This is a genomic window from Bombilactobacillus bombi (assembly GCF_003522965.1).
GTDB classification, from domain to species: domain Bacteria; phylum Bacillota; class Bacilli; order Lactobacillales; family Lactobacillaceae; genus Bombilactobacillus; species Bombilactobacillus bombi.
Genome location: NZ_CP031513.1, coordinates 949,120 through 975,887, shown reverse-complemented (window position 1 = coordinate 975,887; position 26,768 = coordinate 949,120). Strand labels below are relative to the sequence as shown.

The following is a 26,768-nucleotide window of genomic DNA, read 5'->3' as shown; positions in this document are numbered from 1 at the left end:
GAGCATATTAGATTAGTCGAAAACTAATTTTTTGAGACGTTGAAGTTATGCTGCAATAGTCCAAATTAGAGAAAGGAGCAACCACAAGATGTTACAGGTAAAAAATATTGCTGTTTGTATTGGACATAAAAAGATTATTGATGACCTTTCTTTTCAAGTACAACCTGGTGATATTGTGGGTTTAGTGGGGCCTAATGGTGCTGGAAAAACGACCATTATGAAAACAATTCTTGGTTTAACTAATTTTCAAGGACAAATTATATTTGCTAATCAAAAGATAACTGAAAATAATCATACAGCCTTAGCTCAAGTAGGAGCATTGATTGAACATCCAGCAATTTATCCTTTTTTAACAGGACTGCAAAATTTAGAATTGTATAGTCACAGCCATGAAGACTTGTTGCAGGTAATTTCAAGATTGCAAATGGAGCATTATATTAGTAAAAAATCTAAAAATTATTCCTTAGGAATGAAGCAAAAACTGGGGATTGCAATTGCTTTATTAAATCACCCACAATTAGTAATTTTAGATGAGCCGCTAAATGGCTTGGATATTGAAGCAACCATTGGTATTCGAAAAATTATTCAACAATATGCTGAACAAGGGACAGCATTTTTGATTTCTAGTCATGTTCTAAGTGAATTACAAAAAATCATGACGAGATTGATTTTAATTAATGATGGACAAATTATTATAGATCAGGCACTCACAGAAATTAGGAATCTGAATCAATGTCAATATAAGTTACTGACTACAAATCTGGATAAGACAGTTGACATATTAAGCAAACATCATTTACCAGTTAAAAAAAATGAAAATTACTTATTGATTAATCATACTGATATTTTTAAAGTGCAGGATTTGTTGTATGTTCATAATTTACGATTGTTAGAATTGGAACCTCAAGAGACTAATTTTGAAAAAATAATTGTAAATTTGTTAGAACAACAGCGGAGGCAGACACATGATAACTACCATAAAACAGGAACTTTTTAAATTCTGGCATCAGCGGATACCTTTATATGGGGTTATGGCTTTGTTATTACTGATGTTGGAAGCAACATTTAGTAGGCCGATTACTCCTAGGATAATTGCTCAAGGTTTTGGATTAGGACAATGGACATTATTAATCATAATTACACTGAGTTCGACCTTTTTATCAATGGAATATAAAAACAATACTATTTGTACAATGTTCTATAAAAGTTCCAGTAAGTCTTATATTTATTTGTCTAAATATTTTATAGTGATAGGTTACGGTATTTTTCTCTTATTACTGGGTTTAGCCTTAACAATATTCTTGAAAATAACAATTGTTGGCGATAAGTATAGTTGGAATATGATTTATCAAAATCATCATAGTTTATTGACTACGCTGCTACTCAATTTAATCGGTAATGGACTTTATTTATTTTTTATGGTTTCCCTTTGTTTTATGCTAATTTCTATAGTTAAAATCAATGTTGCAGTGATTGGATTAGGTATGGCAATTGGATTTATTGGTAATAGTTTATCAGGCATAATAATGACAGCTTTTCCTAATATGAGTTTTATTTGGAAATGGAATCCCCTAAATATGATTAATATTATTAACCAATTGCCTAAACCCAATAATATTGCAATTTCTCAATTAAGTAATTTACAAATAATTATAGGAGTAATCGTTGATACATTAATTTTTTTAGGACTGGGTTATTGGTTATTTAAAAAAAGAAGAGTCTAATCTTTATTCAAAGGATGGATCGCGATGAGATATAGTTTGCAACAGGAATTTTATAAATTAGTTCATCGTAAAATTACTTGGATTATACCGTTGTTATTATTAGGGTTGATGATCTTAACGGGTCTAATAATGCCCAGTTCTGAAGCCCGTTTAGAAGCTATGGCTACTTATAATTCGGATCAGTGGCTTACTTTATTGCTGATAATAATTGCTTCTACAAGTTTTTCAATGGAATTTCAGAATAATGCTATTTTAACTATTCTTTATAAAGCTTCTAATAAGGTATATGTTTTTATTTCCAAGTTAATAGTAATAGAGAGTTATAACCTTGGACTACATTTATTAGCGCTTAGTTTTACTGTTTTGCTAAAATCGGTTGGTTTTGGTGGAAAAATAAATTGGTTAGCAATTTATCAATATCAGCAACCATTATGGTTGAATATGTTCCATACGACAATACTTGATTTATTATCTTCTACCTTATGTATTAGTTTAATTCTGTTAATGTCTTGTTTAATTAATAATAATGCGATTGTTATTGCTTTAAATTTAGGGATTATCTTTATGGGGAGTGGCTTTTCAGCAGACATCTTAAATCACAGTGGACAACTTATTACGATTATGAAGTGGAATCCATTGAATATGACGAATTTAACCACTCAATATTATAACTACGCTATGTATCATCAAACTACACATTTACTAAATTCGCAATTGCTAACAGGCACAATACTCTATACAATAACTTTCTTTCTATTAGGTTATCTAGTTTTTCGTAAAAAGCACTTTTGAAGGAGAAAAGGATGAAGAAATATTATTTTATAACTATTATTGCTTTTTTTATGGGAATTATTATTTTGATAGTGGGCTATAAAAATCAAGGCTTTCAAACTGTTAGCAGTAATAGTCAAAGTGGACCTTTTGTGGTTTTAAAAGACAATCAAATTCAAAAAATGCACACATATACCACTCAACAAAAATTTAATAGTGCTGAGATCTCTATTAATAAAGCAGATGTAGTCATCCAATTAGGCAAACAATACAATGTCAAATTAAGATCGAATCAAAAAATACATCTGGAAGTTAAAAACCAGCATCTGAGAATTGTACCGACTCATGTTAAGAAGAGGCCTTCATTTATTCATTTTAATAAAAAGAATCAACATTCTCACACTAGAAGTCAATTAGTCATTACGCTTCCCAATGCACAAGCATTGCAGAATTTAAAATTAGATACTTATGGTCCAATTAAAATTACCGATTTAATTTTGCAAAATGTTAACTTAGATAATTATGAAGCACAAACTCAATTTAAAAATGTTCAAATAACTAATCAGTTGAATATCAATGATTCCGATGGTGAGTATCAATTTGATAATTGTAATTTGGCAAATTCTCATTGGGAGGTAGATGATTGCCATTTGCTTATTAATAAATCTCAACTGCATAATTTTAAGATAAATGCTGATAATTTAACTGCTAGAATTAATGAATCTCAGATAGAAGGTAATAACAATATTCAAAGTAATGGGTTATATCTTCAGCTGCAGCAGCTCAATTCTAATTTAAATTTTAAGATAAGAGGTAACATCCCAACTTATTATCATAATAAAAAATATAATAAAGAATTTAATCATGATCAGGTAGCACCTAATTCTTTAGACATCATCGGGGATGAAGGTTATGTCAAAATTAAATAGAAGTTAATGCTGAGATTAACAATAAGGAGAAAAAATGCACACAAAAGCAGTTGTTGTAAATAAAATTCACCAAGCATTTGCTTTAGGCAACAAAACTATTCCAATTTTAAAAGGTATTTCTTTATCAGCTCAATCACAGGAATTTCTTAGTATTGTTGGGCCTTCAGGCAGTGGGAAATCCACTTTGTTAAATTGTATGTCTGGATTAACTCAACCTACAGCAGGGCAAGTACTAATTAATAATGTTAATCCTTACCAACTATCACCATCTAAGCTCGCACAAATGCGACGCCAAGAAATTGGCTTTATTTTTCAATCTTACAATTTGGTTCCTGCTTTACCGGTTTTTGAAAATATAGTCTTACCTTTACGCTTATCTGGAGAAAAAATTCAGCGAAAAACAGTTCAGAATTTATTAGAAAAGATGAATTTCGCAGCTGATTTGAATAGTTTTGTAACTAATTTATCCGGTGGTGAAAAACAAAAAGTAGCTATTGCTAGAGTATTATTAACACATTCTAAAATTATTTTTGCTGATGAACCTACAGGCGCTGTCGATTCTATTTCAAAAGAAATAATCTTCATGCTACTACGCAAATTAGCTGATGATGGTGCTTGTGTTGTAATGGTAACACATGATATTGAGTTAGCTATGAGAACTGATCGGACTATCATTTTAAAAGATGGTCTCATTCAAGAAAATCTGATCAAACCAACAGCGTCACAATTGCTAACAACAATGGAAGAATGAAGGTGAACTGATGTTAGACTTAATTTGGTGGCAATTTAAGTATTCGTGGAAAAAGTGGTTAGGGACACTATTTGTTTTTATAATAGCGGGATTATTTTTAGGGTTTACTTCTATTGGCAGTTTTTCAACAATCCAAGCTCATTTAAATTATGGGAATTTTAATCCAGTACAATTATTTATGATGCCAACAATTTTTGGTTTAATTACTTTAATCTTAATTATTAATGGAATGACACGTTTATTAATTAATAGTTTTCAAAAAGAATATTCCCTTTGGTCTATTCTTGGTGCTAATCCTAATCAGTTGTCCAAGCTGATAAGCTCACAAATGGCTATTATTAGTCTTGTAGGTGGCATAATTGGTTATTGTCTATCTTATCCACTGGTAACTAGATTATATGCGTGGGTTAGAACATCACCGGGAATGCAGCAATTTCCACAAGTTCCATTTCATTTTTCATGGAGATCATTATTGATAACTTTGTTAAGTATTGGCATAATTAGCTGGGTAATAAGTTTTTTTGATGCGCATAAAATTTTTATTTCTAAAGCTAGTCATTTTCATCATTGGTACAAATTAACCAAATGGGGAATGACACCCTTATCATGGTTAGGTAGTTTAATTAGCATAAGTGGATTAGTATTTATCTATAATTTATTTTTTATGGATACAACTCAATTGCGGAATCTTCTAGGAGCTTACAACCAATCTTTGGTTAGTTTATATACGCCCTTATTTTTAGGAACAATTTTTATTGTTATTATCGCTTTTAGTTTAGCTGCTCCAATTATTCTACCCTTGATAGTAAGATTAATTGGTCAAATAATCTTACCTCATCGTCTAAAGACTTTTAGTACTGCTTATTGGAATGTCTTTGTTAGAAAAGATTTTTTGAAGTCGGTAGTAATGCCGTTGTTTATTCTAGCAACACTATGTTCTTTTTTTGCCTATTTGGCCATAGATTTGGCTAATATTGCTTCAAAACGTAGTTTTGCTGGCTTGTTGGGAACACTAACAATGTTTTTAGGAACACCATTTTTAATAATTTTTGCGAATGCAATTTCTATCACGATTATTTCTAGTCCTCAACGCAATTATAATGTTCAACAATTGCAAATATTAGGGTTTTCTATGAAAGATTTGTTAACTGAAAAATATTGGGAAGCGCTTATATATGCACTGGTAATTTTTATTAGTGGTTCAATGAATAATGCATTCTTATTTGGTGCTATTATTAGAGCGGCTCACAATACCGGGGTTGTAGTTAAAGATAATTGGCTATCAATATTTATTTTTCCTATTATCTGTAGTTTTCTGGCTTTTTTATTTGTCATAATAATTGATACATTGCATATTTATCGAACCAATAGGCAAAAAGTATCTAATACATCTATTAAATAATTGATAATAGACTTTAAAGTTCTTTAAAATTGTTCTTTTTAATTATGAGTTACTTAAGTTATATTATTCTATTTTCAAACAATCATGGCCAATGTGACAAAACAGCGCCTCAGCTTGTTCAACTTTGGGTAAAGTGATTACAAGAAACTTGTTGAAAGATAAACATAGTATCATTCCTATTTTTGCCTCATTATAGCAATTATTGTATGTATACAAAAAGCTGAAACCAGTAGGTTTCAGCTTTTTTTCTATTCAGTAGTTGTCTTTTCAGCGGCACTAATTTCAATTTTGTCATCTTTGACATCAGTTTTTAAATGCTTGCTATCAGGATGATCCAAATAATAATCAGCTACTTTGTCTTCAATTTGATCTTGAATAACACGCCGCAATGGCCGTGCCCCCATACTTGGATTGTAGCCTAAATCAACAATCTTTTCTTTAGCAGCGGGAGTAACTGTAATATCTAAGTTTTGATCAGCAATCATTTTGTTAGTATCAGTAATCATCAAATCAACAATTTTCATGAGACTATCTTTCTCTAATGGCTTAAATTCAATAATACCATCGAAGCGGTTCAAAAATTCAGGCTTGAAGAAGTTGCCTAACTTATCAATGACTGAATTAGTTGTCCCACTAGCTTCTGCGCCAAAGCCGACACTAGCTTCAGTAGTTCCTTGGCCAGCGTTAGAAGTCATGATGAGAATAGTATCCTTGAAACTAACAGTGCGGCCTTGAGAATCAGTTAAACGTCCGTCATCCATAATTTGTAAGAACATATGCATTACATCAGGATGAGCTTTTTCAATTTCATCTAGCAGAATTAAACTATAAGGATGACGCCGAACCTGCTCAGTTAATTGACCGGCTTCCTCATAGCCAACATACCCTGGAGGGGAACCAATCAGCTTAGAAACGCTGTGTTTTTCCATGTACTCTGACATGTCGAAGCGAATCATTGCATCTTTGCTGCCGAACAACTGACGTGCTAATTGCTTAGCTAATTCCGTTTTACCAACACCTGTTGGACCTACAAATAGGAACGAACCAATTGGCCGACCGGTCTTATTAAAACCAACCCGATTACGGCGAATAGCCCGACTAACTTGTTTGACGGCATCTTCTTGGCCAATAACATGAGCTTCTAGGTCTGGGGTTAAATTACGTAATTGTTCTTGTTCTTGAGACTTCAATTCGCCTACTGGAATATTAGTCTTTTCCTCAACAATTTTTTCGATATCTTTTTCAGTAACGGTAGGTTCTTTTTCTGTATCTACTTTATCATCACGCATGGCTTCAAACTTTTTCACTTGGTCTCGATAAAAGGCCGCTTTTTCATAATCTTCTTGTTTGAGAGCCGTTTGTTTTTGTGATTCAGCTTCATTAATCTTTTGTTGAACGTCTTTAGGATCAATTGGATTCAAAGTCAAGTTCTTGCGTGAACCAGATTCATCTAATAAGTCAATGGCTTTATCAGGTAAGAAGCGATCTTGAATATAACGGTTGGATAAGGTTGCTGCAGCTTCAATCGCATCATCTGTATATTTGACGTGATGATAGCTTTCATATTTAGGTTTAATACCTTTTAAAATTTGCAATGTTTGTTCAACGGTAGGTTCGTTTACTTCAACTGGTTGTAGTCTCCGAGCTAACGCAGAATCTTTTTCAATTTGGCGATATTCATTAAAGGTTGTAGCGCCAACTAATTGTAATTCTCCACGAGCTAGGGCAGGTTTCAAGACGTTACCAGCGTCCATTCCTCCCTCAGCATTACCAGCACCGACAATTTCATGAATTTCATCAATAAATAAAATAATGTCTTTGTTTTGATGCAATTCTTTAATTAACTGTTGCATCCGTTGTTCAAACTGTCCACGGACACCAGTACCTTGTACCAAGGAAACAACATCTAAACGAATAACTCGCTTATTTTGCAACTTTTCAGGTACTTGGCTATCGACGATTTTTTGGGCTAAACCTTCAACGACAGCAGTTTTACCGACGCCGGCTTCACCAATTAACACAGGATTATTTTTAGTACGACGGTTCAAAATTTCAATTACACGAGAAATTTCTTGGTCACGACCAATAACTGGATCAATCTTGCCAGCTTTAGCTTGAGCTGTTAAATCAACCCCATATTGATCTAATATGCCATTACCGCCATTACGGTTGTTCCCACCACGTTGTGGTTGATTGGGTACTTCCTGTCCACGCCGAATGGCTGCTTGTTGGGGATCGATATTACCGAATAATTCACCTAAATCACCAAAACCAAAGGGATCACTGTACATCATTGAGTTTCCACTTTGACCTTGTTGGTCTCTTAATTTTTGATAGCAGTTTTGGCAGAGATTAACTTCTGCTCTTCGTCCATTAACACTAGTATAGAGATGGATAGTTGCTTCATTTTTATGACAATTTTGACAAAGCATTAACACGATTCCACCTTTCTTTATCTAAAATTGAGTAAGGTCATTTTATTTACTAAACTGGTTATGATTGGAATATAATAAGCAATTAATATCACAGTTTAAGCAAGTACTGGTCTTACTTGAGAAATCATGAATAATTTGTACTAATTATTTAGTACAATTGTTATTATACGATTAGCACTCGACACATGCAAGTGCTAAGTCTTGGAAATATAAATTATTTTTTTACGCGATTTTGCGCTAGCCCTGCAAAAAAATAATGAATATAATATAATGGTAGAAAAGTTTAAGAGCAGGAGGTGAGGTGATGGATTTTGTTAAGTTGCTGCAAGATTTAGTTGCCGGCAAAGTTAAGCAAATTGAAATTAATGAAGATAATTTTTTTGCTTTTAATCAAGCTTGGCTTGCCTGCCCGCAGCACAAACAAATTATTGGAACTGCAGCACATGATGGGAAAGTTATCTATTGTTTTTCTGAAAACGAAAGCAAGTAGAAGTTAATAGGATTGACAGAACTTTTTTGCTTAAAGACTTGCCATGTATTTTGAATAATGGTAATGTTAAAATTGATGTTAAGTTAATCCTTTTCATTAATTATGAAAATTATTTTTAATTTAAAGTGAGGTTTTTAAATATGGAAAAGAAAGATTTTCACGTAATTGCAGAAACAGGTATTCATGCACGTCCAGCAACAATGTTAGTTCAAGCAGCTAGCAAATTTAGTTCAGATATTAATCTTGAATACTCTGGCAAGACTGTTAATTTGAAGTCCATTATGGGTGTTATGTCTCTTGGTGTTGGTCAAGGTGCTGATGTAACTATCACTGCTGATGGTGAAGACGCAAGTGATGCAATGGCTGCAATTTCAGAAACCATGACAAAGGAAGGACTTTCAGAATAATGACTAAAACCTTAAAGGGAATAGCTGCTAGTGATGGCTTTGCAACGGCTCCAGCGTACTTATTGGTTGAACCTGATCTTTCCTTTAAGAAAACGTCTGTAAGTGATGTTGCTGCTGAAGTTCAACGTCTCCAAGCAGCAATTAAAAAGTCCGATGATGAGTTAACTACTATTCGAGATATTGCTAAGAATTCTTTAGGCGAAGAAGAAGCTCAAGTTTTTGATGCGCATAAGATGATTTTAGCTGATCCAGAATTTACTGGTGAAGTTGAAAAGCAAATCAAAGAGAATGCTGTTAACGCAGAGCAGGCATTAAAAGATGTTGCTGATAAGTTTATTGCAATGTTTGAAGCAATGACTGATAATAAGTATATGCAAGAGCGTGCAGCTGATGTGCGTGATGTTACTAAAAGAGTGATGAGCCACTTGTTGGGAGTCGAATTACCTAATCCGGCTTTGATTGATCATGAAGTAGTGATTGTTGCCCATGATTTAACTCCAAGTGATACTGCTCAATTGAATAAGAAATACGTTAAAGCTTTTGTAACTGATGTTGGCGGTCGTACAGCTCATTCTGCTATTATGGCTCGTTCTTTAGAAATTCCAGCAATTGTTGGTACCGACACAGTTACTACTGATATTAAAGCTAATGACACAGTAATTATTGATGGCGTTGATGGTGATGTTGTTATTAATCCTAGTGATGATGATATTCAACATTATCAACAATTGGCTCAAGATTATGCTGCTGAAAAAGCTGAATGGGCTAAATTGAAAGACGCAGCTACAATTACTGCTGATGGCAAACATTTTGACATCGCAGCTAATATTGGTACACCAAAAGACTTAACCGGTGTAATTGCTAATGGTGCAGAAGCTATTGGTTTGTATCGGACCGAATTCTTATACATGGATTCAGCCGAATTACCAACAGAAGAAGATCAATTTGAAGCTTATAAAGAAGTTCTAGAAGGTATGGCTGGTAAACCGGTCGTTGTTCGGACAATGGATATTGGAGGCGACAAACATTTACCATACTTGCCACTTCCTGAAGAAATGAATCCGTTCTTAGGATATCGGGCTATTCGTATTAGCTTAGATCGTCAAGATATCTTCCGGACACAATTACGAGCATTATTGCGTGCTTCTGCTTTTGGTCAATTAAGAATTATGTTTCCAATGATTGGTACTTTGCAAGAATTTCGGAAAGCAAAAGCAATTTTGTTAGAAGAAATGGACAAGCTTAAGGCTGAAGGCGTTGATTATGATGCTAATGTTCAAGTTGGTATCATGATGGAAGTTCCAGCTGCTGCTGTTTTGGCAGACCAATTTGCTAAAGAAGTTGACTTCTTTAGCATTGGAACTAATGATTTAATTCAATATACAATGGCAGCAGATCGTGGTAATGATCGCGTTTCTTATCTTTATCAGCCTTATAACCCTTCCATTTTGCGCTTAATCAAGTATGTCATTGATTCGGCACATAAAGAAGGAAAATGGGTTGGTATGTGTGGTGAAGCTGCTGGTGACCCTGTGATGACGCCATTATTGATGGGTATGGGGCTAGATGAATATTCAATGAGTGCTACTTCAATTTTGAAAGTTCGTTCATTGATGAAGCATTTGAATACTGAAGAACTTAAATCTTTAGTTGATCAAGCAGTCAATGTTTCCTTAACCAATGATGACAATAAAAAATTAGTAAGCGAATTTGTAGAAGCTCATAAACATTAAACTTCTAACTAAAAGTCTAAAGCATACGCTTTAGGCTTTTTCTTTTGCGGTAATATAAGTAATAAGAGTTGACAATTCATGTTTACAAATGTAAATTTAAATAACAAAAAGGAGGTAACTGATGGAAGAAATATCGAATGCTGAATGGGAAGTTATGCGCGTTGTTTGGACATTAAAAAAAGCTACTTCACAAGAAATTATTGCTAACTTATGCCACTCACAATGGCAACCTGCTACTATTAAGACTTTAATAGGACGTTTAGTTAAAAAAAACTGTTTAGCAGCTCAAAGACAACAACGACCATTTGTTTATTATCCATTAATTGCTGAAAATACAGCGATGAATCAAGCGACAATGGCTTTGTTTAGTCATTTATGTGCTATGAAGAAAGGCCAAACAATTATAAATTTATTAAAAAACACATCTTTAAGTCAAAAAGATATTCAATCGATGCAATTAATTTTACAAAAAAAAATGCAAACAGCACCAAAAAAAATTGACTGCGATTGTGTAGTTGGAGGTCATAACTGTGAGTGAAATGTCTGATATGAAGATGATGCATCATTCTCATGAGATGATGCCAGGTGGACAAATGATGCATATGGAAAATTTTAAGCAAAAGTTTTGGACATCACTTGTTTTAGCGGTACCTATTCTGTTTTTATCGCCCGCAATGGGCTTTCATTTACCATTTCAATTTCAATTTCCTGGTTCTGATATTATAGTTGTAATTTTTGCAACTGCGTTATTTTTTTATGGTGGGCAGCCATTTTTAAAAGGAGCTTGGGAAGAATTAAAAAATCATCGTCCAGAAATGATGACCTTGATTGCCTTGGGAATTACGACTTCTTATACCTACAGCATATATGCCTTTATTCAAAATGATCTTTTGCATAATTCTGAGATGATAATGGATTTCTTTTGGGAATTAGCAACTCTAATTTTAATTATGTTATTAGGTCATTGGTTGGAAATGAAATCATTAATGAGCGCACAAAGTTCGGTTCATACGTTGGCATCTTTATTACCAGCTAAAGTTCATCTTCAAAAAGGTGATCAGATTAAAGATGTTGACTTAAATGAAGTTTCAGTAGGCGCAGTCTTTGAAGTACGTGCTGGCGAGTCAATCCCTCTGGATGGCACAGTATTAACTGGAAAAAGTTCAGTTAATGAATCCTTGGTCACTGGTGAAAGTCAAGCAGTAACAAAAAAAACTGGTGATAGTGTCATTGGCGGTTCCCTTAATGGTCAGCAAACTTTGACTATTAAGGCTACTAAAAGTGTGGAAACAGGATTTTTAGCTAACGTAGAAAAATTAGTTCAAGAATCACAACATAACAAATCTAAATTGCAGACCCGGGCTAATCGAGTTTCTGGTTGGTTATTTTATGCAGCTTTGGTCATTGGTATTATAGCGTTAATTGTTTGGGCAAGCTTGATTGATTTTGCTACAGGTCTCCAACGCTTAGTTACCGTTTTAGTGATTGCTTGCCCGCATGCTTTGGGTTTAGCAATTCCTTTAGTGAATACACGCAGTACCACTTTAAGCGCTCGAAATGGCTTGTTGATACGCAATCGTCAAGTGATTGATATCAGTCCCAAAATAGATTATGTATTATTAGATAAAACTGGAACCTTAACTCAAGGCAAGTTTCAAGTACAAGTATGTCGTTCATTGACAACTCAATGGACCGATGAAGAACTTATTCAAATAATTGGTGGATTAGAAGCCCAATCCAATCATCCAATCGCTCAAAGTGTTCAACATTATTTACAAGAACAACATTTACAGCCACAAAGGGCTACTAAAGTAACAAACTTAGCTGGTCGTGGGTTAAAAGGTATAATTGACAATCAGGAATATCAATTGTTCAATCAAAAAGCCGTTAAAGAATTAGATATTGATTTGCCAAAACTTTCTAATGAGAACTTAACCACCAGTTACTTAATTGCCAATAACAAAGTAGTAGGTTATTTAGGCGTTGGTGATCAACTCAAACCCACTGCCCGTGAATTAATTAAACAGTTACAAGCACAAAATATGACACCAATCATGTTAACTGGTGATAATCAAGCTGTTGCGGCTGATATTGCTCAACAATTAGGAATAACGGAATTTAAGGCGAATTTGTTGCCCCAAGACAAACAAACTGAAATTCTCAAACTGCAAGCAGCTGGTCATCAAGTAATGATGGTCGGTGATGGCATTAATGATGCTCCTAGCTTGGCGCAAGCTAATATCGGTGTAGCGATTGGTGCAGGAACAGACATTGCTATTGAGTCAGCAGATGTAGTTTTAGTTAATAGTGATCCATTAGATATTGTTAAATTTTTACGGTTGGCACGTAATACCCACCGTAAAACCGTCCAGAATTTGTGGTGGGGAGCCGGTTATAATATTATTGCTTTGCCACTAGCAGCCGGCATATTTGCTTTTGCAGGGATTGTTTTAAGTCCTGCAGTTGGTGCTATTTTAATGTCTTTATCAACTATCATTGTTGCTATTAATGCTTCTCTGTTGAAAATTTAGTCATCTTTAGCTACTTGATAATGAGTGACAGCAGCGTTTAATTGCGTAATTGTCAAATGGAGAATATCTGCTACAGAGGTTAATACTTGTGCATCTTCTGTTAATAATAATAATTGTCGCAGATTATCTCGTTGGTATAAATTAACATTTTGAGGTAGTAAATTAGTTTGACTGATTAATAATTTTTGATTGTCTTGATTTAAATTAAGATAAATTAAATAAAATTTGGAACTATTTAAGAAATTTTGGAAAGCAGCAATTTGATGCCAACAACTAGCCATTGTTAGTCTTAGTGGTTGGTTAAATTGCAGCAAAATAAAGTCATCGTGATATTGCATATTATATGCAAAAATACTATTTTTAGTGATGTAGGGAGTCAAGAACTTCTTGGTTCCTAAATTGATAATTAAATCAAACATAATATTCTCCTAACGAGGTGTAATCATGAAATTAACAATACTAGGTTATTATGGCGGTTATCCATATCGAGGACAAGCCACCAGTGGGTATTTAGTTCAAGAACAAGGGTTTAATTTGCTTTTGGATTGTGGAAGTGGGGTGCTTAATTCGTTAATGACAGTTATCGACCCTTTGCAATTAGATGCTGTTTTACTCACTCACTATCATCATGATCATATGGCAGATTTAGGCGTTCTGCAATATTATTGGCAGCTGAAAACAGGCAAGAAGAAACATTCCCAATTAACAATTTATGGACATACGCAAGATCCTTTGAACTTTGCTTCTTTAACCATGCCCAACGTCAGTCAAGGTCTAGCATATTCAGATCTGCAGCCTTTGGATTTAGGTCCTTTTACGATTACTTTTTTAAAAACAATTCATCCAGTGCCAGCTTTTGCTACCAAAATTGTATCAAAAAAGGATAATAAAATTTTTGTTTTTACTTCTGATACTGCATATTTTGAAGGCTTAATTGAATTTTCTCAGCAAGCGTATTTATTAGTGACTGATACTAATTTTGGCGCAGCAAAAAAGGGGCAAATTTGGCATATGACTTCACAGCAATCTGGTAAATTGGCACAAGATGCTCATGTGCAAAGATTGGTTATATCTCATTTGCCACAAGAATATTCCTTGGATAAATTACAACGTGAAGCCCAACAAGCGGCTGGCGATATTGCTGTAATAAGAGCTAGAACTGGACTCAAAATTGTTTTTTAATATTATTTTTAAGTTATCCAAATAATTAGTGAAAAGTGTTTCAATTAATAATTTTCAGAAAAAATAAAATGCCTATTTATAAGTGATTTTCTCCAATTGTACTTGTGAAAACAGAACAAATTTTCGGGGTTTTTTTGAAAAAATATGGACATTTTGACTTATACCTATTATAATAGTTTTTGTAGCAATAATGTTTACAACTTTCTAATGAAAGGGGAGATTCATCTATGGTAACTTTATATACATCTCCAAGTTGTACATCTTGTCGAAAGGCTAAGAAATGGTTTAAAGAGCACAATATTCCCTTTAAAGAACGCAATATCTTTGCACAACCGCTCTCTAAAGATGAAATTAAGAAAATTTTGCAAATGACCGAAGACGGTACTGAAGAAATCATTTCGACACGTTCCAAGGCTTATCAAGCTTTAAAAATGGATATTAATGATTTAACAATTGATCAGTTAATTAGTTTGATCGAAACTAATCCGGGACTTTTACGGCGTCCAATTATGATGGATGATAAGAGTTTACAAGTTGGTTATAATGAAGATGAAATTCGGCGGTTTTTGCCACGTCAGGTTCGAGTAATGGAATTAAAGCAATTACAAGAGGCACAAACAGTTTAATTTTATTTGCTTGACTCTAAGAGTTGAAACAATCATTGATTGTTTCAACTCTTTTTGGGTTAATTGCTTTACATTAATAATGTGACTGTTAAAATAAGGTAATAAGTAATGAAGATTGGTGGTTGGCAGCCGTGGAAATTGAACACGTAAGCGAGAATATGATTCGTGTAGTCTTAGGCAATCACGATTTAAAAGAACGAGGCGTGACTGTACTAGATTTACTCGGAAACCGCAAGCAAATTGAGTCGTTTTTTTATAGTATTCTTGAAGAAGTTGATACCGATCATACTTTTGCCCAAGATCAGACTGTCACTTTTCAGGTAGTGCCTAATAGTAATGGCTTAGAATTATTAATCTCAAAAGCACCTAAGGATGGCAAAGATGATTCTTTACAAGAATCCAATCAGTTTTTGAAGACTTTAGGTTTATTAGATCAGAACGAAGCTAATGATGACGATATGACTGATGTTGATGAAAGCAATGCTGTAGTGCAAGAAATTGTTGTTAAATTTGATAATTTTGAAGATTTTGTGGCTTTAAGCCAAGTTTTAGTGGCTGAAAGTGTAGTGAGCGATTTATATAAATATCAAAATCAATATTATTTAAAATTAACTGTCTATGTTGATGAATTGCGCAGTACCACTGTTAGTAACTTGGTTGCTTTGCTTCAAGAATATGGCCAAGTCGTCCAGCAACCAGCGGATGTTTTATCTGAATTTGGTCAAGTGGTTATGCAACAAACTGCCTTAGAATTGACACGTTATTACTTCAAATAATTTTATTGTACTCAGCAATAGGACAATTTTTGTCCTATTTTTTTAGCAATTTTTTGGAATTTTGGATTTTGTAGGGTAATTAACTTAAGGGTGATTTTATTTTAGCTGCCTATAATCAAAAGGGAAAGTTGATTTATGCCATCCAAAATCCAGCTCATGAATTATTTTTTTGCCCTAAATGCAAACGTCCTGTTCAGTTAATTAAAGGTGTTAAGCGACCATATTTTCGACATATAGGCTCTAAAACTATTACAGCACCAGAATCCTCGCTGCATTTAGCTGGGAAGCATTGGTTAGCGCAATTTTTTGCGTCCTTTTTTGTGGTTGATTTAGAGTATGTGTGGGATGTTGAGCAACGCTTAGATTTGTATGCGCGCAATCAGCGCTGGCAATTTGCTGTTGAATACCAATGTTCGCCAATTAGTAAAAAAGAATTACAACGCCGTAACCAATTATATGTGCAAAAAGGATTAAAGCCTTTATGGATTTTTGGCCCACAACATTATCAACAAGCTCATAAATTAAGACATCTGCAAAATGTTGTCAGTTATTCGAGCAGTTGGGGATTTTATGTTTTATTTAAACTTCCACAAGATGATTTTTTACGATTAAACCATCATTATCAAAGTAGCCCTTATAGCAATAAATTGTATTGGCAGCAAGCAAAAATTGAAAATTGGCAACAATTATCGCATCTCAAGCCAAAATCGCCGTCTTATCCTGTGCATACTATTGATTGGCAGCAGTGGTATCAATTTCAGCAGTTGCATCCCCAACAAAATTTTATTGCGTTACAAAATTGGTGTTATCAACATCAATGCTCGTTATTATTTTTCATTAAAAAAACACCACCAACAACGATGTTTCCAATCTATCGTTATTGGCCGTGTTATTTAACCATCTTAAAACTTATGGACACCAATGTTGTAGCTGATTTACCATTAATTAGTGAATCAGTTATTCAAGCGTGTGTAACTGCCGATCAAGCAAAATTTGATAATCTTTTTTAATAAGTTTGTTTAAAAAAGTCTGCAATTGCGCCAATGAACAAGCTTGGATAATGACACCTTGCTCACAAAGATAATTAGAATAATCATAAATTACGGTGGTTGGTGGCGCGGTGATTTTGAATTGAGCTGCTTTTTGCTGATCAATTTGACATTGGGTAAATGCTAATTGACTGTCTTTATCGGCTACCAAAGTTTCCCAATCGAGGTGCGCTTGTTGCGCTAAGGATTTAACTAAATCCAGATTAAAAGTTAAATGATTAATATTAATGGCATCTTGCAAAGACATTAAAAAATTGCGGCCTTTTTTGTTGCCTTGAAAGGTTGCAGCTTTGTAAAATAGTGTTGCCTGATGGATTTTTTCAGTCACTTTATTACGTAAAGTGATATTATGTAAATCCAGATTATTTCGCTGCATGTAATCGTCAATCGCATATACATTATTGAGAGCGATAAATTTAAAATGAACGCTCATTTTGTGTTGTTGAGCAAATTGTATAATAGTTTTTTCGGTTGTTAAACAGCGATTTCCAATAGGGTTAACAAAAATAAATATTTCCCACATGAAAAACCCTCCTTAATGGTGAAGTTTGGCTAAAGTTCAAATACTACCTTATCAAATTTTGACAAAGTTGCAATTTATTTGCGCTTTTACTGTAAGGTAAATTGCTAAATTTCACTTCAGAATATGGTATAGTTAAAACGTTGAGGTGAGCGCAATGGCGAAAAGAAATTGGAAAACTTTCTTATTGCCCTATGAACAAGCAGTAAATGAATTGAAAATCAAATTACGCAGCTTGCGTAAAGAATACATTGAAGAGGGTGAACACTCGCCCATTGAATATGTGATGGGGCGAGTCAAGTCAGTTGAAAGTATTAAAGAAAAAATGCAACGACGATATATTAAAGATGAGTTATTAGAACAAGATATGCAGGATATTGCGGGAATTAGAATTCAGTGTCAATTTGTAGAAGATATTTATCAAGTTGTTGATATCTTACATGATCGTACTGATTTATCAGTTGTTGAAGAGCGCGATTATATTGCTAATAGTAAGCCTAGTGGTTATCGCTCCTATCACATGGTCATCAAATATCCGATTCAACAAGCTGATGGTGTCAAAGATATTTTAGCAGAAATTCAAATTCGGACTCTAGCCATGAATTTTTGGTCAACTATTGAACATTCCTTGAATTATAAGTATCAAGGCGATTTTCCAGAAGACATTAATGCCCGATTAAAAAGAGCTGCGGAAGCTTCTTTTATGCTGGATGAAGAAATGTCTAAAATTCGTGGTGAAATTCAAGATGCACAGCAATACTTTTCCAACCAAAAAGGTCCTGAATCTGTACCGATAAAGGAGCATTCACATGAAAGTTTGGATTCAAAATAATGCGAAAAGTATTTCTCAAAAGATTGCTCAAGAATTACGCCAAAAATTGTTATATGAAAAAATCATAATTAGCGAGAAAAATCCTGATTTAGTAATTACTGTTGGTGGTGATGGGACTTTTTTGAGTGCGTTTCATCGCTTTAATAACCAATTATCTCATATCGAATTTGTCGGTATCCATACCGGGCACTTAGGATTTTATACTGATTGGCAAGATAGCGAAGTAGATGAATTAGTAAGTCGAATTGTGAATAAGCAAAAAAATGTTATTAAATTTCCCTTGTTAGATGTTAAAGTTACGTTTAGTAGTGGTGTAGTTAGTCATTTTTTGTCTTTAAATGAATCAATTTTAAAGCGGGTTTCACAGACAATGCGAGCAGATATAATGATTGATGGTCGTCGTTTTGAACGCTTTCGTGGTGATGGGATTGTATTATCAACACCTAGTGGTTCGACAGCTTATTCTAAGTCCTTAGGAGGCGCAATTATTGATCCTTCTTTGTCAGTGATGCAATTCAATGAAATTGCACCGATTAATAACCGGGTATATCGAACGGTTAATTCTTCGCTGATTTTACCGCAAAAACAAATTTTAACTGTGGTTCCCGCACCGCAAACTGATTATATTGTTACGATTGATAACTTATCTTATGATCATTGCTCTGTGCAAAAGGTTGATTATCAAATATCTCAAGAAACAATTAAAATAGCATCATATCGTCCCAAGAGATTTTGGTTGCGGGTTAGAAATGCCTTTTTGGTGGATGGTGATAAATGATTTATCATTGGCAAAAGCAAGACAAGCATCCGCAAAAATTAATGAATTTTTTGAGCCAGCAGGGTTTTTCCAAAACTCAGTTAAAACAACTCAAGTTTCATCAAGGACAATTATATGTTAATCATCACCGGCGTTATTTCGGTTATCAGCTGCATTATGGAGATGAAGTTGTAGTATTATTGCCACAAGAAGAAGGATCAGATAAAATTGCTGCCATTGCTGGACCATTAGCCATTTTATACGAAGATGATAATTATTTGTTAGTTAATAAACCTGCTGGTTTAGCTTCCTTACCAGTAATGAATATTACCAGTGCGACCTTGGCTAATTATGTAAAATATTATCTCCAAATAAGTAAAGCTAGTAATGATGCTATTCATTTAGTATCACGATTAGATCGTGATACTTCGGGGGTTATTACTTTTGCTAAAAATGCTTATGCACATAGTCTCTTAGCTGCTGAATTTCGAACGCCTGACGTTGTTAAGGAGTATGATGCGATAGTTCAGGGTAATTTTACTTCACGAGAACTAACTGGGCAAATTTGCGCTCCTATTGGGGTAAATGCATACAATCATAATTTACGCTGCGTGAGTCCAACAGGTAAATATGCCTTAACTAAATATCAGGTGATTCAACAATATGCAAACTTTGCTTGGGTGAGAGTCAACTTGATCACTGGTCGTACTCACCAAATCCGAGTTCACTTTGCGCATATTGGCCATCCATTGTTAGGTGATCAGGCCTACGGTGGTTCAGTACAATTAATTCAGCGTCAAGCACTTCATTGCCGCCAATTTAGTTTTTTTAACCGGATATCTAATCAGCAATTGAGCGTAAAAGCGGATTTACCGAATGATTTACAAAAATTATTACAAAATAGAAAATAAATAACGGGCAGATTTTGTAGTCAATGAACGGGCTGCTTTTTCGGTACCCAGACATTAGGTGAAAATTGTGCAAGAATTACAAAATCAAATTAACTTACAATTTCATAAACTAAGAAAGCTCTTAGATGAACAACATTCTAAACAATTTCGCAAACGTTTTTTGGATATGCATTTTTATGAGCAAGGACAATTCTTTTTAACATTAAATCATGAGCAGCGTTTGCAACTATATCAAATCATGGCTCCTGATGAAGTGGGAGATATGTTTGACACCTTAGAAGATGATCAGATAGATATGTCAAAAATTTTAGCTGAGATGGATTTAAAGTATGCTTCTGATGTTTTGAACAGCATGTATGATGATAATGCGGCCGATTTTTTGGAACATTTAGATAAAAGTGAAGTTGATCGCTATCTGGCGCTGATGCCTCGTGCAGATGCTAATCAATTACGGGGATTATTGCATTATGATACCCAAACAGCTGGAGGGTTGATGACTACTGATTATGTAGTCATGCGCCAAGACTTAAACGTTAAGGAAGCTTTAGATTTACTGCGCAAATTTGCTCATACAGCTGAAACTATTTATTATTTATACGTAATAGACGATGATAATGATTTAGTCGGAACTTTGTCGTTGCGGGAATTATTTACACATAATGAAAAAGCTGTTTTAAGTACGATTATGACAAGCAATGTGATTTCGGTTTTTGTTGATGATGATCAAGAAGCGGTAGCTCAGGTCTTTCGTGATTATCAATTTGTGGCCTTGCCGGTTGTTGATCATGCCCACAAATTAATGGGAATTGTCACAGTAGATGATGTAATTGAAGTTATTGATGATGAAGCTCAAGATGATTATTCTAAATTAGCCGGTGTAGATGTCGATGAGTCTAAAAGTACACCTTTGAAGGCTGCTAGCAGCCGCTTACCCTGGTTAATTACCTTATTATTTTTAGGGATGATTACTGCGACTTTGATTGCTCATTTTGAGGATTTACTTAGTCAAGCGAGTATTTTAGCAGTTTTCATTTCACTAATTACCGGTACTGCCGGTAATGCTGGTACTCAAAGCTTAGCGGTTGCTGTTCGACGTTTGTCCTTAACTAATAATAAACCACAGCATCTTTGGGGATTATTATTGAAAGAGTTAGTTACTGGATTAGTGATAGGTTTGATAACAGGTATGACCATTATGATAGTGGTGGGCATTTGGAAGCATAGCTTTGTTTTAGGTGCAGTCATTGGTTTAGCAATGATGGCTGCTATTACAGTTGCTAATTTGGCAGGAAGCTTAATTCCGATGTTAATGGCCAAAATTGGCTTTGATCCTGCGGTAGCAAGTGGACCATTTATTAGTACCTTAAGTGATTTAACTAGTGTATTGATTTATTTTAATATTGCTAGTTTGTTTATGGGATTTTTTAAGGGAATGTAGTAATTTAATACAAAATTGCAAAATCAAAAAAGCATAATCGCTGTGAATAACTGTCAGCAATTATGCTTTTTGAATATATTTATTTTATTTGATAAAACCAAAATAACCAATAACAATTATTGCAAGAATAATTCGGTACCAGCCAAAAGCTTTGAAGTCGTTTTTCTTGATATAATCCAATAAGAATTTAATAGCAATATAGGCGACAATGAAGGAAACCAAGGTACCGACTAATAGCACGATGGTTTGCGAACCAGTAAAAGTATGTCCATGCCAAAAATATTTGAACAACTTCAAACCACTGGCACCAACCATTGTAGGAATAGCTAAAAAGAAAGAAAACTCAGTCGCAACAAAACGTGATGCACCAATCAACATCGCACCCAAAATAGTTGCTCCCGAACGGGAAGTACCGGGAATTAAAGATAGTACTTGGAATAATCCAATTCCCAAGGCAATGGAATATGGCAAAGAATTAAGGTTAGTCAGACTTGCTTGTCTTTGACGGTTATAGTTTTCAACAACAATGAATAAAATACCATAGATTAATAATGTTGCGGAAATAACAGGCCAAGTATTAAAGTGTTCATCCATAAAGTCATTGAGTGGCAAGCCAACAATGACTGATGGAAGACAAGCCACGATGACTTTAAACCATAAAATCCAAGTATTGTGCTGTTCTTCAGTACTTTTGCGTGGTGAAAAAGGATTTAACTTGTGAAAATAAATAACAACCACTGCCAAAATAGCCCCTAATTGAATAACAACCATGAACATATTAATAAAAGCAGATGATTCCTGCAGTTTGACGAATTCATTAGCCAAGTATAAGTGCCCGGTAGAACTAATCGGTAGAAATTCGGTAATTCCTTCAATAATACCGAGAATAATTGCTTTGAAAATGTTTAACATGTAATTTACACTCCAAATAAATTAGTAAAAGACGATACAAGTTCCTTCCGGTACTTGGGTATCATTATTAATAAAAGTTAGATAACCAGTCTCTAAATTACGTTTAAAAATAGTCACATCATTAGATTTTTGATGAGGAACTAAAAGATATTGACCAGTAAGATCAAAATCAAAATCACGAGGGAAATCTCCTTGAGTTTTGATAGTTTGGAGATGTTCTAAAGATTGGCCACTAGCGCTAACTTTAAAAGATACGATGGAATTATGACCGCGATTAGAAGTATATAAGAATTGACCATCAGCACTGATACGGATAGCAGCAGCTGTATTATCCTCATTATAATTATCTGGCAGTAAAGGATAGCTTTGTAATTGTTCAAATTGACCGTCATGATAATTTAAGACTAAAACAATTGAAGCTAATTCACAAATACAATAAGCAATGTCTGGATGTTGTGGATTAAAAACCAAGTGCCGGGGAGCTGAGCCTGCAGGAGCAGTAAATTCTCCCATTTTGGTGGCTTTTCCAGCATCATCGATACTATAAGTGAAGACCTTATCACTACCATAATCACAAATCACTAAATTACCATCGGGTGCCAAATGGGCCATATGTGGATGCGACTCTTCTTGTTCCGGGCGAATGCTGCGACCGGTTAATTGGATGTGATCCGTAATGGCTAAAGTTTTATCTTCTTGGATTTGATGAATAGTGACAATACCTGTGTGAAAATTAGCTGAAAAGACCAATTGTCTTTTATCAGAAACCTCAACATAAGCCGGTGAATTCTTCGGTTGTAAAGCACTGCCTAAATAGGCAAAATTATTTTTCATATCATAAGCAGCTAGCCCGCCTTGCTCGCCGTCTTGAACAACAGTATATAAAATATGTTCGTTAGAAACGGCAAAGTATGTCGGACCTTGTAATTTGACCGCTAACTTAGCAGGTGTTAGTTGGGCAGTTTGCGAATTAAATTGCAATTGATAAATTCCTTGGCTGGTTTGTTTAGTATAACCGCCAATTAATACATTTTCTTGCATGTGATAAATCACTCCTTTGAACAACATTTTATAACAAACTCTGGCAAAATGCTGGTAGAATTCCTATAATTTGCTAAGATTAGAAGTAAAGTTAGGTGATAGAAAATGGAAATTACAGCAGAAGTTACATTCATCGGTAATCAAGCTGTCGATGAACAGACCAATTTTTTATTATTATTTGATGAAAGTGCTAGTGAAGATTTACAGCAAGTTGCCATTATACAACATTTTTTAACGTCTAGAAACCAATTTAAGTTGGATAAGCACGCACAATTAATAATTGATCAGACTTTATATCCAATAACCTTTGTAGGCGATTTGGTTAATTCGCAACTATCTACTATTGGGCATGCAGTTTTAGCTTTTGACAAGTGTCCAGCAGAACCTTTGCCTAATAGTATTTATTTAGATGGACCACTGCCCAAATTGCACTTAGGTAGTAAGATTGTCTATCAAATGGGAGATTAGTATATGAAATCTGAGCACAAAACATGGTTTACCAAATGGTTTTTAAATAATAAGGTAACAGTAGTTTTACTTAATGTTTTATTGATTTTTTTGATTATTGCCGCGTTTATCAAAGTGAGTTATATCTTTAAACCAATACAACAAATTTTGGGTATAATTTTACCACCGTTAATTGTAGCGGGTATTTTATATTATTTAATTGATCCACTGATTGACTTATTAGAACAACGTTGTCATGTGAAGCGCGTTTGGTCTATTAGTATAGTCTTTATTGTGATTTTGGCGGTGTTAGTTTGGATTATTTTGTCTTTGATTCCAATTATTCAAAATCAAGCCACTTCGTTAGTTCACAATATTCCCCAATATTGGCGGACTTTGCAGAAAATGTTGATTAATTTAAGTCAAGAGCCACATTTGCAAAGATTGCATTTGGCGAATAAATTATCCCCTTTGAAATTGACCAAATCATTTTCGAACAGTTTAAATGGCGTCTTTAACAACGCATTAGGTAATATCACTTCTGCTGTCGGAGTCGTCACCAATGTGGTAATGATTATTTTAACGGCTCCGTTTGTTTTGTTTTTTATGTTAAAAGATGACCACAAGATTAAACCAAGCATCATTAAATATATGCCTGAACGTCTTCAAGCTTCAGTATCTGACACGTTGACAGAGATTAATCAGGCCTTAAGTTCTTATGTACGTGGTCAATTAACAGTAGCCTTTTGGGTGGCCGTGATGTTTGCAATTGGATATTTAATTGTTGGTATGCCTTATGGCGTTTTATTAGGAATTTTTGCTGGAATTTGTAATCTAATTCCATATGTCGGCTCTGCTGTCGGCTTGATTCCTGCCATAGTCTTAGGTTTAATTAATGGTCAGCAGATGTTGTTATATGTCATTATTATTTTTGCGATTGAGCAAACTATTGAAACTCGTGTGGTTTCGCCATTAGTAGTTGGTAATAAGATGAATATGCATCCGGTAACGACAATTTTTGTATTGTTAGTATCAGGAGGAATGTTTGGTTTAATCGGTGTAATTGGGGGCATTCCGATTTATGCAATTATCAAAATATTTGTCGGTAAAATTTTTGCCTGGATACAACGAAACTCTTCTTGGTATGATAGTGATGAAGAACAATCGACAGATTCGACCACTAATTAGGTAAATAAAAAGACAAGTAGCTCAATAATTGTGCGAGTTACTTGTCTTTTTATTTATAAATTACTCAAGTCATGATTAATGACACCAGCATCACCATTATAAATAGAATTTTTTATGATGACATAATTAACATGACGTAAATCTTCTAGTTCTTTGCCACCAGCATACGAGATAGCAGATTGCAAATCTTCTTGCATTTCCTTGAGTGTATCAACAATTGAACCTTTATAGGGAACAATTACTTTTTTGCCTTCAATATTTTTGCGTTCGCCTTTTTGTAAAGCTGAGGCCGATCCATAATAAATTTTGACTTTATGGCCATTTTGTTCCAAAACTTCACCTGGATTTTCATCATGTCCAGCTAATAAAGATCCAATCATCACAAAACTGGCACCAAAACGCAAAGATTTAGCTATGTCGCCATTGGTTCGGATACCACCATCAGCAATAATCGGCTTACGGGCAGCTTTAGCACACATTCTAATAGCGGCTAGTTGCCAACCAGCAGTCCCAAATCCAGTCTTGATTTTCGTGATACAAGCTCGACCGGGACCAATCCCAACTTTGGTGGCATCAGCACCAGCTTCTTCTAAGAAATGTACTGCATCTGGAGTGGCAATATTACCGGCAATGACAAAAGTTGTTGGTAATTTTTCTTTAATGTACTTAATCATTTTGGCCACTGATTCAGCATAACCATGAGCAATATCGATTGTAATATATTCAGGCGCTAATTGAGCTTGAACTAATTGATCAATCAGTTGATAATCTTGAGCTTGAACGCCCACACTAATAGAAGCAATGAGTTGCTGCTGGTGCATTTTTTGGACGAAGGCTAGCCGTGTTTCGGGCTCAAATCGATGCATCACATAAAAGTAATTATTCTGTGCAAGCCAAATAGCTAATTTCTCATCGATGATACTCGACATATTTGCGGGAACGACTGGTATTTTGAAGGTATGTGATCCAAGCTGGGTAGAAGTATTAGCCTGATAGCGATGCTCGATAATACATTTTTGGGGAATTAGTTGAATATCTTCGTAATCAAAAACATTGAAAGAGTTATTTGCCATTTAAAGCGACCACCTTAAACTTATTTACGAACTATTTAAAAATTACTATCAAAAAATGTTCGCCACATACTATTTAAATATACTTTTCAAATAAGTCAAGACTTAATTTGTGGTTGCATTTAAATAGGATTTGAGATATATTGTAAAGAGCTACTTGGTTCAAATACTTTTATCAGATAGCAGTTTGATAAAAGTATTTGATGATGAGTGCACTAACGTATTTTCTTGCTGCTGTGGCCGAGAAGATACGTTTTTTTGTGGCTGTTTATCAAGTTTAACTTATGTTAGAATTATTCTTATTGAAAGAAGTGTTATGATGACTAATCATATTGCCTTATTTGAACCGTTAATGCCAGCTAATACGGGAAATATTGCACGAACTTGCGCTGGTACCGATACAGTTTTACATTTAATTCGTCCATTGGGATTTAGTCTGGATGATAAGCACATGAAACGTGCCGGCTTAGATTACTGGGATAAAGTAAATGTACAAATCCATGATGATTTGGATGATTTTTTGGCAGCTGTTGCTGATCCAAAGTATTTGTATTTAATTACTAAGTTTTCTGATAAAATTTATACAGATGTTGATTATTCGGATACTACCAAGGATCATTATTTCTTGTTTGGCAAGGAAACTACCGGTTTACCTGAAAAATTCATGCGTGAAAATCAAGAAAAATGTTTGCGGATACCAATGACAGATAATATTCGCGCTTTGAATTTATCAAATACATGTGCATTGGTTATTTATGAAGTGGTTCGACAACAGCATTTTGTCGGGATGGAATTAACGCATCGGTATCAACACGACAAGTTACACTAATACTTTAATTATTGAGG

At 34.4% G+C, this 26,768-nt stretch carries 28 protein-coding genes; 22 read left to right on the top strand and 6 right to left on the bottom strand.

What is annotated here, in order from left to right:
* Positions 1-88: 88 nt before the first annotated feature.
* Genes DS830_RS05025 through DS830_RS05000 form a run of 6 tightly spaced genes read left to right on the top strand, consistent with a single transcriptional unit; the run spans position 89 to position 5,577 of the window.
* Positions 89-997: an ABC transporter ATP-binding protein gene (locus DS830_RS05025; RefSeq protein WP_118908484.1), complete on the top strand. Its 909-nt coding sequence runs from the start codon at positions 89-91 to the stop codon at positions 995-997.
* Entirely contained in the window at positions 966-1,724 is a 759-nt protein-coding gene (locus DS830_RS05020; protein ID WP_118908483.1) for an ABC transporter permease, read from the top strand. The genes DS830_RS05025 and DS830_RS05020 overlap by 32 nt, the downstream gene beginning before the upstream one ends.
* A 24-nt stretch (positions 1,725-1,748) precedes the next feature.
* Positions 1,749-2,516 (top strand): ABC transporter permease, encoded by a 768-nt coding sequence (locus DS830_RS05015; protein ID WP_118902722.1) that lies wholly within the window; start codon positions 1,749-1,751, stop codon positions 2,514-2,516.
* 11 nt (positions 2,517-2,527) lie between these two features.
* Positions 2,528-3,424 carry a DUF4097 family beta strand repeat-containing protein gene (locus tag DS830_RS05010; RefSeq protein WP_118908482.1) on the top strand — a complete coding sequence of 299 codons (897 nt, stop codon included), beginning with the start codon at positions 2,528-2,530 and terminating at the stop codon, positions 3,422-3,424.
* 34 nt (positions 3,425-3,458) lie between these two features.
* Complete coding sequence (locus tag DS830_RS05005) at positions 3,459-4,175, top strand: ABC transporter ATP-binding protein (RefSeq protein ID WP_118908481.1); 717 nt, start codon at positions 3,459-3,461, stop codon at positions 4,173-4,175.
* Positions 4,176-4,185: 10 nt separating this feature from the next.
* On the top strand, positions 4,186-5,577 hold the full coding sequence (locus DS830_RS05000; protein ID WP_118908480.1) for an FtsX-like permease family protein: 1,392 nt from the start codon (positions 4,186-4,188) through the stop codon (positions 5,575-5,577).
* A gap of 248 nt (positions 5,578-5,825) precedes the next feature.
* Here the strand turns inward: DS830_RS05000 and DS830_RS04995 are convergent, their stop codons facing one another.
* On the bottom strand, positions 5,826-8,009 hold the full coding sequence (locus DS830_RS04995; protein ID WP_118908479.1) for an ATP-dependent Clp protease ATP-binding subunit: 2,184 nt from the start codon (positions 8,007-8,009) through the stop codon (positions 5,826-5,828).
* Between the two features lie 307 nt (positions 8,010-8,316).
* On the opposite strand from DS830_RS04995, the gene DS830_RS04990 reads away from it, so the two are divergent.
* From DS830_RS04990 to DS830_RS04970, 5 genes are all read left to right on the top strand, one after another.
* Positions 8,317-8,502, top strand: coding sequence for a hypothetical protein (locus DS830_RS04990; protein WP_118908478.1), 186 nt, complete (start codon positions 8,317-8,319; stop codon positions 8,500-8,502).
* A 140-nt stretch (positions 8,503-8,642) separates the two neighbouring features.
* Positions 8,643-8,909: a phosphocarrier protein HPr gene (locus tag DS830_RS04985; RefSeq protein WP_118902710.1), complete on the top strand. Its 267-nt coding sequence runs from the start codon at positions 8,643-8,645 to the stop codon at positions 8,907-8,909.
* Positions 8,909-10,642: a phosphoenolpyruvate--protein phosphotransferase gene (gene ptsP, locus DS830_RS04980; protein WP_118908477.1), complete on the top strand. Its 1,734-nt coding sequence runs from the start codon at positions 8,909-8,911 to the stop codon at positions 10,640-10,642. The genes DS830_RS04985 and ptsP overlap by 1 nt, the downstream gene beginning before the upstream one ends.
* 121 nt (positions 10,643-10,763) lie before the next feature.
* Positions 10,764-11,180 carry a CopY/TcrY family copper transport repressor gene (locus tag DS830_RS04975; protein WP_118908476.1) on the top strand — a complete coding sequence of 139 codons (417 nt, stop codon included), beginning with the start codon at positions 10,764-10,766 and terminating at the stop codon, positions 11,178-11,180.
* 1 nt (position 11,181) lies between these two features.
* A complete protein-coding gene (locus DS830_RS04970) occupies positions 11,182-13,173 on the top strand; it encodes a copper-translocating P-type ATPase (RefSeq protein ID WP_118909100.1) in 1,992 nt (663 codons plus the stop codon).
* On the opposite strand, the gene DS830_RS04965 is transcribed toward DS830_RS04970, so the two are convergent.
* Positions 13,170-13,592 carry a hypothetical protein gene (locus DS830_RS04965; protein WP_118908475.1) on the bottom strand — a complete coding sequence of 141 codons (423 nt, stop codon included), beginning with the start codon at positions 13,590-13,592 and terminating at the stop codon, positions 13,170-13,172. The genes DS830_RS04970 and DS830_RS04965 overlap by 4 nt on opposite strands.
* 25 nt (positions 13,593-13,617) lie before the next feature.
* Here DS830_RS04965 and DS830_RS04960 point away from each other — a divergent pair, with 25 nt between their 5' ends.
* The 4 genes from DS830_RS04960 (at position 13,618) to DS830_RS04945 (ending at position 16,767) form a co-directional block, all read left to right on the top strand.
* Positions 13,618-14,355, top strand: coding sequence for an MBL fold metallo-hydrolase (locus DS830_RS04960; protein WP_118908474.1), 738 nt, complete (start codon positions 13,618-13,620; stop codon positions 14,353-14,355).
* A gap of 227 nt (positions 14,356-14,582) precedes the next feature.
* Entirely contained in the window at positions 14,583-14,981 is a 399-nt protein-coding gene (spx, locus tag DS830_RS04955; RefSeq protein WP_118902695.1) for a transcriptional regulator Spx, read from the top strand.
* Positions 14,982-15,112: 131 nt separating this feature from the next.
* Complete coding sequence (locus DS830_RS04950; RefSeq protein ID WP_118908473.1) at positions 15,113-15,757, top strand: adaptor protein MecA; 645 nt, start codon at positions 15,113-15,115, stop codon at positions 15,755-15,757.
* Positions 15,758-15,885: 128 nt separating this feature from the next.
* On the top strand, positions 15,886-16,767 hold the full coding sequence (locus DS830_RS04945; protein ID WP_162887525.1) for a competence protein CoiA: 882 nt from the start codon (positions 15,886-15,888) through the stop codon (positions 16,765-16,767).
* On the opposite strand, the gene DS830_RS04940 is transcribed toward DS830_RS04945, so the two are convergent.
* Positions 16,715-17,329: a DsbA family protein gene (locus tag DS830_RS04940; protein WP_118902687.1), complete on the bottom strand. Its 615-nt coding sequence runs from the start codon at positions 17,327-17,329 to the stop codon at positions 16,715-16,717. The genes DS830_RS04945 and DS830_RS04940 overlap by 53 nt on opposite strands.
* 154 nt (positions 17,330-17,483) lie before the next feature.
* Between DS830_RS04940 and yjbM the strand changes: the two genes are divergently transcribed.
* The 4 genes from yjbM to mgtE all read left to right on the top strand — a co-directional run bounded on the left by yjbM (position 17,484) and on the right by mgtE (position 21,264).
* Positions 17,484-18,158, top strand: a complete 675-nt coding sequence (yjbM, locus tag DS830_RS04935) for a GTP diphosphokinase (RefSeq protein ID WP_118902684.1) — start codon at positions 17,484-17,486, stop codon at positions 18,156-18,158.
* Positions 18,136-18,936 (top strand): NAD kinase, encoded by an 801-nt coding sequence (locus tag DS830_RS04930; protein ID WP_118908471.1) that lies wholly within the window; start codon positions 18,136-18,138, stop codon positions 18,934-18,936. The genes yjbM and DS830_RS04930 overlap by 23 nt, the downstream gene beginning before the upstream one ends.
* Positions 18,933-19,826: an RluA family pseudouridine synthase gene (locus DS830_RS04925; RefSeq protein WP_118908470.1), complete on the top strand. Its 894-nt coding sequence runs from the start codon at positions 18,933-18,935 to the stop codon at positions 19,824-19,826. The genes DS830_RS04930 and DS830_RS04925 overlap by 4 nt, the downstream gene beginning before the upstream one ends.
* Before the next feature lie 67 nt (positions 19,827-19,893).
* Positions 19,894-21,264, top strand: coding sequence for a magnesium transporter (gene mgtE, locus DS830_RS04920; RefSeq protein WP_118908469.1), 1,371 nt, complete (start codon positions 19,894-19,896; stop codon positions 21,262-21,264).
* Between the two features lie 84 nt (positions 21,265-21,348).
* On the opposite strand, the gene DS830_RS04915 is transcribed toward mgtE, so the two are convergent.
* Both DS830_RS04915 and DS830_RS04910 read right to left on the bottom strand, forming a co-directional pair.
* The gene (locus DS830_RS04915; protein ID WP_118908468.1) at positions 21,349-22,176 is read right to left on the bottom strand and encodes an undecaprenyl-diphosphate phosphatase; all 828 of its coding nucleotides are present in this window, start codon (positions 22,174-22,176) and stop codon (positions 21,349-21,351) included.
* A gap of 21 nt (positions 22,177-22,197) precedes the next feature.
* Complete coding sequence (locus DS830_RS04910) at positions 22,198-23,217, bottom strand: lactonase family protein (protein WP_162887524.1); 1,020 nt, start codon at positions 23,215-23,217, stop codon at positions 22,198-22,200.
* Between the two features lie 105 nt (positions 23,218-23,322).
* Here DS830_RS04910 and DS830_RS04905 point away from each other — a divergent pair, with 105 nt between their 5' ends.
* Positions 23,323-23,685, top strand: coding sequence for a PTS glucitol/sorbitol transporter subunit IIA (locus DS830_RS04905; protein ID WP_118908466.1), 363 nt, complete (start codon positions 23,323-23,325; stop codon positions 23,683-23,685).
* A gap of 3 nt (positions 23,686-23,688) precedes the next feature.
* Complete coding sequence (locus DS830_RS04900) at positions 23,689-24,852, top strand: AI-2E family transporter (RefSeq protein WP_118908465.1); 1,164 nt, start codon at positions 23,689-23,691, stop codon at positions 24,850-24,852.
* Between the two features lie 53 nt (positions 24,853-24,905).
* Here the strand turns inward: DS830_RS04900 and DS830_RS04895 are convergent, their stop codons facing one another.
* Positions 24,906-25,925: a GMP reductase gene (locus DS830_RS04895; RefSeq protein WP_118908464.1), complete on the bottom strand. Its 1,020-nt coding sequence runs from the start codon at positions 25,923-25,925 to the stop codon at positions 24,906-24,908.
* A 316-nt stretch (positions 25,926-26,241) separates the two neighbouring features.
* Between DS830_RS04895 and trmL the strand changes: the two genes are divergently transcribed.
* Positions 26,242-26,751 carry a tRNA (uridine(34)/cytosine(34)/5-carboxymethylaminomethyluridine(34)-2'-O)-methyltransferase TrmL gene (trmL, locus tag DS830_RS04890; RefSeq protein WP_118908463.1) on the top strand — a complete coding sequence of 170 codons (510 nt, stop codon included), beginning with the start codon at positions 26,242-26,244 and terminating at the stop codon, positions 26,749-26,751.
* Positions 26,752-26,768 lie beyond the last annotated feature (17 nt).